Below are 8,100 nucleotides of genomic sequence, written 5' to 3' on the forward strand. Positions count from 1 at the left end.
GGCTGCGATCTTTTGATCTCTGATCATTCCCACGCTCCGCGTGGGAATGCCTCAATGGACGCTCTGCGTCCGCTTTGGGACGCGGAGCGTCCCGGGCTGCATTCCCACGCAGAGCGTGGGAACGATAATGGTGTCGGTTACAGGTTTTGAAGGGTATCGAGCAACACCTTCACCTTGGTAATCGATTCCTGATATTCCGCCTGCCAGTCCGAATCCGCGACGATCCCGCCGCCACCCCAGCAGCACACCTGCCCATCCTTGACCAACAGACTGCGAATGGCGATGGAACTGTCCATCTCCCCGCGCACGTCCAGATACAGCAATGAACCGCAGTACAATCCACGACGCGTCGGTTCCAGCTCATCGATGATCTGCATGGCGCGAATCTTCGGCGCGCCGGTAATCGAACCGCCGGGGAAGCTGCCGGCGATCAAATCCAGTGCATCCTTGTCATCCGCCAGTTCGCCGGTGACGCTGCTCACCAGGTGATGCACATTCGGATAGCTTTCCAGGCTGAACAACTCCGGCACCCGCACCGAGCCAATGCGGCAGGTACGGCCCAGATCGTTGCGCAGCAGGTCGACGATCATCAGGTTTTCCGCGCGGTCCTTGGGGCTGGCCAGCAGTTCGGCGGCGTTCGCCGCATCTTCGGCAGCGGTCAGCCCGCGGGGGCGGGTGCCTTTGATCGGGCGGGTTTCGACGTGGCGTTCGCTGACTTTGACGAAGCGCTCCGGCGACAGGCTCAGCACCGCGCCGCCGTCGGGCAGGCTCTGGAAGCCGGAAAACGGTGTCGGGCAGGCCGCCCGCAGCGCGCAATAGGCCGCCCACGGATCGCCCTGGCATTGGGCGCGAAAGCGCTGGGCGAAGTTGACCTGATAGCAGTCGCCGGCCTGGATGTACTGCTGAATGCGTTCGAAGGCTTGCCGATAGTCGTCGGCGCTCAGGTCGGCGTTCATCGGACCGTCCAGTTTGAACGGCTCGATGTTCTCGGTGGCGGGTTGAGTGAACAGTTCGATCAGCCGTTGTCGTTCGCTGTCGATCAGCGTCGGGTGGAACACCAGTTGACTGGTGGCCAGGCGGTGATCGCTGATCAGCGCCCAGTCGTACAGCCCGAAGCGGGCATCAGGCAATTGCAGATCGTCCCTTGCCTGGCTTGGCAGGTTTTCCAGATGCCGGCCGAAGTCGTAGCTCAGGTAGCCGATCAGGCCGCCGGCGAAGGGCAGGTCGTCAGGGACGGTTGCTTCACCGAGCTGTGTAAGGTTTTTGCGAAGGCGTTGCAGGAAATGGCTGCCGCTTTCATCCGGCAACACCGCCAGTTGCTCCAGCGGCCAGGCGCTGAGCAGGTCAAAACGCCCACGCTCGGCGCTCGGCCGGCCGCTGTCGAGCAGCACGGCACCGGGGGCATGACGAATCGCCGCGAAGTACTCGGCGGGGTTGGCGCGATAGGGCAGCGGGTGTACGGAACAGGTCAACATGGGCGGGGCAGATCAGCCATCGAGGCGGGGGAGCGATTGTAGTCCTCTGCAGGATTTGCTCCTAGAGGGGATGTCGGCAACAGATACATCTGTGGCTAGGGGGCAAGCCCCCTAGCCACAGGTCAGCCCTCAACCGCCGGAATATGCCCAAACAATTCCTGAACGAACTCCACGCGTTCCTGCACCGTTTCGGTGATCCCGCGGGCCTTCAGCTCTTCGAGTCGCGCTTCGACCGCGTGGGTACGCAACGTCAGTCCGCAATCGTTGGCAATCTGAATGTTCAACCCGGGCCGGGCATTGAGCTCAAGAATCAGCGGCCCTTTCTCCTGGTCGAGCACCATGTCGACACCGATATATCCCAACCCGCACAACTCGTAGCAGCCGGCGGCGAGTTTCATGAAGCCGTCCCAGTAGGGCAGTTGCACGCCGTCCACCGCGTTGGTGGTGTCCGGGTGTTTGTTGATGATGTTGTTCAACCAGGTGCCGCGCAATGTCAGGCCGGTGGCCAGATCGACACCGACGCCGATGGCGCCCTGGTGCAGGTTGGCCTTGCCGCCGGACTGGCGGGTCGGCAGGCGCAGCATGGCCATCACCGGATAGCCCATCAGCACGATGATGCGGATGTCCGGCACACCTTCGTAGCTGATGCTTTTGAAGATCTGGTCTGGGGTCACGCGGTATTCGATCAGCGCACGGTCGCGGTGCCCGCCCAGGGAATACAAGCCGGTGAGGATGCTCGAGATATGGTGCTCGAGTTCCTCATGGGCGATGATCTTGCCGGACACTGTGCGATAGCGCCCCTCGAACCGGTCGGCAACCACAATGATGCCGTCGCCGCCGGCGCCCTGGGCCGGTTTGATCACGAAGTCGGTGCGTCCGCCGATGATCTCGTCGAGGTTGTCGATTTCCTTCTCGGTGGAGATCACGCCGTACAGCTCCGGCACGTGGATGCCGGCGGCGATGGCGCGTTCCTTGGTGATGATCTTGTCATCGACGATCGGGTACAGGCTGCGCTTGTTGTACTTGAGCACGTAGTCTGCGTTACGCCGATTGATCCCCATGATGCCCCGGGCCTCCAGGGCTTTCCAGGTCTTCCAGAGACCAAACATCAGGCGTCAGCCTCCTTCAGGAAAGCCTTGAAACGCACCAGTTCGGTCAGGCGATAACCGCGATAACGACCCATGGCCAGCATGAAGCCCACCAGAATCAGCAGGACCGCCGGGAAGGTGAACACGAAGTACACCAGCTCCGGCACGCTCATGATCAGGTGCCCCAGGGAGGCGGCGAACAGCGTGCCGATCGCCACTTTCATGGCATGGCCGCCGCCGCGCTCTTCCCAGGTGATCGACAGGCGTTCGATGGTCATGGTCAGAATCACCATCGGGAACAGCGCCACTGACAACCCGCGCTCCAGCCCGAGTTTGTGGCTGAACAGGCTGATGGCTGCGATCAGCACCACCACGAAGGTCAGCACCACCGACAGCCTCGGCAGCATTTGCAGTTTCAAGTGTTCAAGGTAGGAGCGCAGCGACAGCCCCAGCGCCGTAATGATGGTAAACAGCACGATACCGAAGCCGAGCTGGGTTTCCCGGAAGGCGAGGGCGATCAGCACCGGGGTAAAGGTGCCGAGTGTCTGGATGCCGATCAGGTTGCGCAGGATCAGGATCACCAGCACGCCGATCGGGATCATCACCATGATCATGAAGGTCTGCTGGGTTTCCAGCGGCAGGCCGTACAGCGAGTAATCGAGGAAATTGGCGTCGGAGTTCTCGTCGGTCAGCTTGGCCAGGCGAATGGCGTTCATTTCGCTGTTGTTCAGGCTGAAGGTGACGTTGGCTTTCTTGCCGCCATCGACGGTGATCAGGTTTTCATCGCCGGTCCACCACAGCAAGCGGTCGGTGGGCAGGCCCTGTTCGCCGGTTTCCGGGTTGAAGTACAGCCAGTCGGTGCCGTTGAAACTGCGCAACCAGAGTTCAGGCATTTGCGGCTGATCGGCCACCAGGCGGATGGTGTGGACCTTTTCCACCGGCACGTGGGCAATGGACAGTACCAGTTCGACGATTTTAGCTTTGTTCACGGTGGACGGATCGCCGGCCAGCAGCAGTTTCACGTTGTCGTCGTTGAGGTTGTTGACACGCTTGATGGCTTCGCCGATGAAGGTTTCGACGTCGGCCGAATGCTGGCGGATCGGCGCGAGCAAGGCTTCGGCAGCGATTTTTTCCGGGCCTTCGACGGCGATGCTGTCGCGGAAGGTCGCCCCTTTGACCTTGGATTTTTCGCCGGTGTAGCGCTTGGTCAGCACCAGACGGTAATAAAGGGTCTGGTTGCCCTTGGCCCGACGCGCCGACCAGGTGACCTTGCGGTTGCCGTCGACACGGTTCACCGCCACACCGTAGTTATTGGAAATGAAACTCTCGTTAAGGCTCACGTAGTCGCGGCTCAGCGGCGGCACGAACATCTGGATCTTGATCGGGTCTTTGGCGTTGGCGACGAACTCGACCTTGGCGTCGATGTTCCACAAGTCATCGGTGGCGTCTTCAGTCACCGGAATACCGAGCACAAAAATCTGATAGGCCGTAACTGAAATGCCCAGCACCACCAGGATGGCGATCAGCAATTTCAGATGGAGGGTAAGAGAGCGCATTGGAATTACTCTGCGGTATGTGCGTCGGTGGCGCAGGCAGGTTTGCCAGCAGCGTATTTAAGACTTGGGTCAACCAGCGCATCGAAGCGCTTGAGCGCCTCGGAGCCGATCAAGAGCGGGTATTGGAAGGCGCTGCGGTCGGTCAGGTTCACTTCGATACTGCGTAAAGCCGACCCCATGCAGATATCCAGCTCGATGACCGGACGGGCGGTGTACTTCTTGCCTTCTTCCGGGTCGTAGTCACCGGCCCGGCGCTTGATCTTGCTGACACGGGCCAGTGGTCGTTCGATCGGGTGCGAATGCGCGGCGTCGATGGCCAGATAGAAGCGCACCCAGGATTCGCCATTGCGTTTGAAACGTTTGATGTCGCGGGCGCTCAGCGAGGCGGTTTTCGCCCCGGTGTCGAGTTTGGCGGCGACTTCCAGATTAATGCCGTCCAGCGACGCGTACTCATTGAGGCCGTACACAGTCTTTTCCCCTGCCGCGGCAAAACCTGACAGGCCAAGAAGACAAAGAAATGTGGTGAAGAGCTTGAGTCTCATAAATCCTGATGCGCAGCGGTCCGTTCTTCAATTCAAGGCCCTGGCATTGCTGCACAAGCTCCCTCGTCTGCCTATCCTTTTTTTATGACAGGCAATGCAGATGACAAGCAAATGCGGGCGGCATTCTAGCACGGTGGTTTTATGGCGCCAGCGCTGGCGGACGGCTGTAATCGGGGGTGCTGCTTCGTTATGGTGCAAGCAGTTATTAGACGATTGTCGACAATATCTATTTATCCTTTGACGTAATTGGTCTTATTCGCTAGTTTTTGCGGCATTGCTTTTAAAGGTGTCGACAATATGCTGGATCAACTCGATCCCCCGGTCACGGTTCAGGATGACTCGGAAACACTTTCCGAAAACGTCTTCCGACGCATTCAGGCGGCCATCGTCAAGGGTGAGATCGCCCCGGGCAGCAAGATCTCCGAGCCGGAGCTGGCGCGCACCTACGGCATCAGCCGCGGGCCGCTGCGTGAGGCGATCCACCGTCTGGAAGGCCAGCGCCTGCTGGTTCGCGTGCCGCACGTCGGGGCGCGGGTGGTGTCGCTGAGCCATGCCGAATTGCTGGAACTCTACGAAATTCGCGAATCCCTGGAAGGTATGGCTTGCCGTCTGGCGGCTGAACGCATGACCGTTGAAGAAATCGACGAACTTCGCCGGGTACTGGAAACCCACGAGCGCGATGCGGCGTTTCAGGCAGGCGTCGGCTACTACCAGCAGGAAGGCGATTTCGACTTTCATTACCGGATCATCCAGGGCAGCGGGAACCGCACTCTGACCCAGATGCTCTGCGGCGAGCTCTATCAACTGGTGCGCATGTACCGCATCCAGTTTTCCACCACGCCCAATCGGCCACGCCAGGCGTTTGCCGAGCACCACCGCATTCTCGATGCCATTGCCGACCGTGACGGTGAACTGGCCGAGTTGTTGATGCGCCGTCACATCGGCGCCTCCAAACGCAATATCGCCCGTCACTACCAGGACGGCGCTAACCCGACAGCCACTGAACGAGGTGAGTCATGAGTTCCAACAAGAGCACTCCAGGCCAGCGTTTCCGCGATGCGGTCGCCAGCGAGCATCCGCTGCAAGTGGTCGGCACGATCAACGCCAACCACGCGCTGCTGGCCAAGCGCGCCGGTTTCAAGGCTATTTACCTGTCGGGGGGCGGGGTGGCTGCCGGCTCCCTCGGCGTGCCGGACCTGGGCATTACCGGCCTGGATGACGTGCTGACCGACGTGCGCCGTATCACCGACGTCTGCGATCTGCCGCTGCTGGTAGACGTGGACACCGGTTTCGGTTCCTCGGCGTTCAACGTCGCCCGTACCGTCAAGTCGATGATCAAGTTCGGCGCGGCGGCGATTCACATCGAAGACCAGGTCGGCGCCAAGCGCTGCGGTCACCGTCCTAATAAAGAGATCGTCTCGCAGCAGGAAATGGTCGACCGTATCAAAGCCGCCGTCGATGCCCGCACCGACGACAGCTTCGTGATCATGGCCCGCACCGATGCCCTGGCGGTGGAAGGTCTGGAGTCTGCGCTGGATCGCGCGGCCGCGTGCATCGAGGCTGGCGCCGACATGGTGTTCCCGGAAGCGATCACCGAGCTTGAGATGTACAAATTGTTCGCCAGCCGCGTGAAAGCGCCGATCCTGGCCAACATCACCGAATTCGGCGCGACGCCGCTGTACACCACCGAGCAGCTCGCCGGTGCCGATGTGTCGCTGGTGCTGTACCCGCTGTCGGCGTTCCGCGCGATGAACAAGGCCGCGGAAAACGTCTACACCGCGATCCGCCGCGACGGCACGCAACAGAACGTCATCGACACCATGCAGACGCGCATGGAGCTTTACGATCGCATCGATTACCACACCTTCGAGCAGAAGCTCGATGCGTTGTTTGCTGCAAAGAAATAATGAAACACGCATTCCCGTAGCAGCTGCCGAGCCCGCGAGGCTGCGTTCGAGGCCGAAGGACTCGCGATACCGGGCGACCGTGTATGCAGTTTTACGACTGCTTCGCAGCCGGACGCAGCCTCACAGGTTCGGCAGCTGCTACAAAAATAAGATAACCGTGTAGAAATTGCAGATTCCCTAACAAATTCAAAAACTGGAGACAGCAATGGCCGAAGCAAAAGTACTCAGTGGCGCCGGGCTCCGTGGCCAGGTTGCCGGGCAAACCGCACTATCCACCGTGGGCCAGTCGGGCGCCGGCCTGACCTATCGCGGTTACGACGTGCGCGAACTGGCGGTTGACGCACAGTTCGAAGAAGTGGCTTACCTGCTGCTGTACGGCGAACTGCCGACCCAGGCGCAACTGGCCGCCTACACCCAGAAACTGAGCAAGCTGCGCGACCTGCCGCAAGCGCTGAAAGAAGTGCTGGAGCGCATCCCCGCCGACGCCCATCCGATGGATGTGATGCGCACCGGCTGCTCGTTCTTGGGCAACATCGAGCCGGAGAAAGACTTCTCCGAGCAGCACGACAAAACCGACCGCCTGCTGGCCGCGCTCCCGGCGATCATGTGCTACTGGTATCGCTTCAGCCACGACGGCAAACGCATCAATTGCGTGACCGATGAAGCCTGCATCGGCGGCCATTTCCTGCACCTGTTGCACGACAAGAAGCCGAGCGAGTTGCACGTCAAGGTGATGAACGTTTCGCTGATCCTCTACGCGGAACACGAATTCAACGCCTCGACCTTCACCGCCCGGGTGTGCGCCTCGACCCTGTCGGATCTGTTTTCGTGCGTCACCGCCGCCATCGGCTCCCTGCGCGGCCCGCTGCACGGCGGCGCCAACGAAGCGGCGATGGAAATGATCGAGCGCTTCAGCTCGCCGGAAGAGGCGATCAAAGGCACCCTCGACATGCTCGCGCGCAAAGACAAGATCATGGGCTTCGGCCACGCGATCTATAAGGACAACGATCCGCGCAACGAGGTGATCAAGGGCTGGTCGAAAAAACTCGCCGATGAAGTGGGTGATACGGTGCTGTTCCCGGTGTCCGAAGCCATCGACAAGACCATGTGGGAGCAGAAGAAACTGTTCCCGAACGCCGACTTCTACCATGCCTCGACGTATCACTTCATGGGCATTCCGACCAAGTTGTTCACACCGATCTTCGTCTGCTCGCGCCTGACTGGCTGGGCGGCGCATGTGTTCGAGCAACGCGCCCACAACCGCATCATCCGCCCGAGCGCCGAGTACGTCGGCGTCGAACAGCGCAAGTTCGTGCCAATCGAACAACGCTGAATGGTGAGTGCCAACCGCTGATCCGAGATTCACCGAAATCCCTGTAGGAGCTGCCGAAGGCTGCGATCTTTTGATCTTGATCTTAAGAACAAAGATCAAAAGATCGCAGCCTTCGGCAGCTCCTACACTGGAATGGCGTACGTCTGTAGGAGCTGCCGAAGGCTGCGATCTTTTCTACGCTCGACGCGCCACAAAATCC

The 8,100-nt window shown here is 60.3% G+C and carries 7 protein-coding genes; 3 read left to right on the forward strand and 4 right to left on the reverse strand.

Going from position 1 to position 8,100, the window contains the following annotated elements:
- Positions 1–137 precede the first annotated feature (137 nt).
- The 4 genes from pabB to rloA form a co-directional block, all read right to left on the reverse strand.
- Positions 138–1,475: an aminodeoxychorismate synthase component I gene (gene pabB / locus PMI21_RS03090; RefSeq protein WP_007941408.1), complete on the reverse strand. Its 1,338-nt coding sequence runs from the start codon at positions 1,473–1,475 to the stop codon at positions 138–140.
- A gap of 122 nt (positions 1,476–1,597) precedes the next feature.
- Positions 1,598–2,584, reverse strand: a complete 987-nt coding sequence (locus tag PMI21_RS03085) for an alpha-L-glutamate ligase-like protein (protein WP_007941409.1) — start codon at positions 2,582–2,584, stop codon at positions 1,598–1,600.
- The gene (gene rloB, locus PMI21_RS03080; protein WP_007941410.1) at positions 2,584–4,119 is read right to left on the reverse strand and encodes an osmotic stress tolerance membrane protein RloB; all 1,536 of its coding nucleotides are present in this window, start codon (positions 4,117–4,119) and stop codon (positions 2,584–2,586) included. The genes PMI21_RS03085 and rloB overlap by 1 nt, the downstream gene beginning before the upstream one ends.
- Before the next feature lie 5 nt (positions 4,120–4,124).
- Positions 4,125–4,661 carry a retropepsin-like aspartic peptidase RloA gene (gene rloA, locus PMI21_RS03075; RefSeq protein ID WP_019579744.1) on the reverse strand — a complete coding sequence of 179 codons (537 nt, stop codon included), beginning with the start codon at positions 4,659–4,661 and terminating at the stop codon, positions 4,125–4,127.
- A 297-nt stretch (positions 4,662–4,958) separates the two neighbouring features.
- Here rloA and PMI21_RS03070 point away from each other — a divergent pair, with 297 nt between their 5' ends.
- From PMI21_RS03070 to prpC, 3 genes are all read left to right on the forward strand, one after another.
- Positions 4,959–5,681 carry a GntR family transcriptional regulator gene (locus tag PMI21_RS03070; RefSeq protein ID WP_007902102.1) on the forward strand — a complete coding sequence of 241 codons (723 nt, stop codon included), beginning with the start codon at positions 4,959–4,961 and terminating at the stop codon, positions 5,679–5,681.
- Entirely contained in the window at positions 5,678–6,568 is an 891-nt protein-coding gene (prpB, locus tag PMI21_RS03065) for a methylisocitrate lyase (protein ID WP_007941412.1), read from the forward strand. The genes PMI21_RS03070 and prpB overlap by 4 nt, the downstream gene beginning before the upstream one ends.
- Before the next feature lie 205 nt (positions 6,569–6,773).
- Positions 6,774–7,901 (forward strand): bifunctional 2-methylcitrate synthase/citrate synthase, encoded by a 1,128-nt coding sequence (prpC, locus tag PMI21_RS03060; RefSeq protein WP_007941413.1) that lies wholly within the window; start codon positions 6,774–6,776, stop codon positions 7,899–7,901.
- Positions 7,902–8,100: the final 199 nt, after the last annotated feature.

The sequence above is a fragment of the Pseudomonas sp. GM18 genome (assembly GCF_000282195.1).
In the GTDB taxonomy this organism is placed as follows: Bacteria; Pseudomonadota; Gammaproteobacteria; order Pseudomonadales; family Pseudomonadaceae; genus Aquipseudomonas.

Bases quoted from the DNA above. Each gene is read 5' to 3' on its own strand.
- pabB (WP_007941408.1), bottom strand. From the start codon at position 1,475: ATGTTGACCTGTTCCGTACACCCGCTGCCCTATCGCGCCAACCCCGCC.
- PMI21_RS03085 (WP_007941409.1), bottom strand. From the start codon at position 2,584: ATGTTTGGTCTCTGGAAGACCTGGAAAGCCCTGGAGGCCCGGGGCATC.
- rloA (WP_019579744.1), bottom strand. From the start codon at position 4,661: ATGAGACTCAAGCTCTTCACCACATTTCTTTGTCTTCTTGGCCTGTCA.
- prpC (WP_007941413.1), top strand. From the start codon at position 6,774: ATGGCCGAAGCAAAAGTACTCAGTGGCGCCGGGCTCCGTGGCCAGGTT.
- PMI21_RS03070 (WP_007902102.1), top strand. From the start codon at position 4,959: ATGCTGGATCAACTCGATCCCCCGGTCACGGTTCAGGATGACTCGGAA.
- rloB (WP_007941410.1), bottom strand. From the start codon at position 4,119: ATGCGCTCTCTTACCCTCCATCTGAAATTGCTGATCGCCATCCTGGTG.
- prpB (WP_007941412.1), top strand. From the start codon at position 5,678: ATGAGTTCCAACAAGAGCACTCCAGGCCAGCGTTTCCGCGATGCGGTC.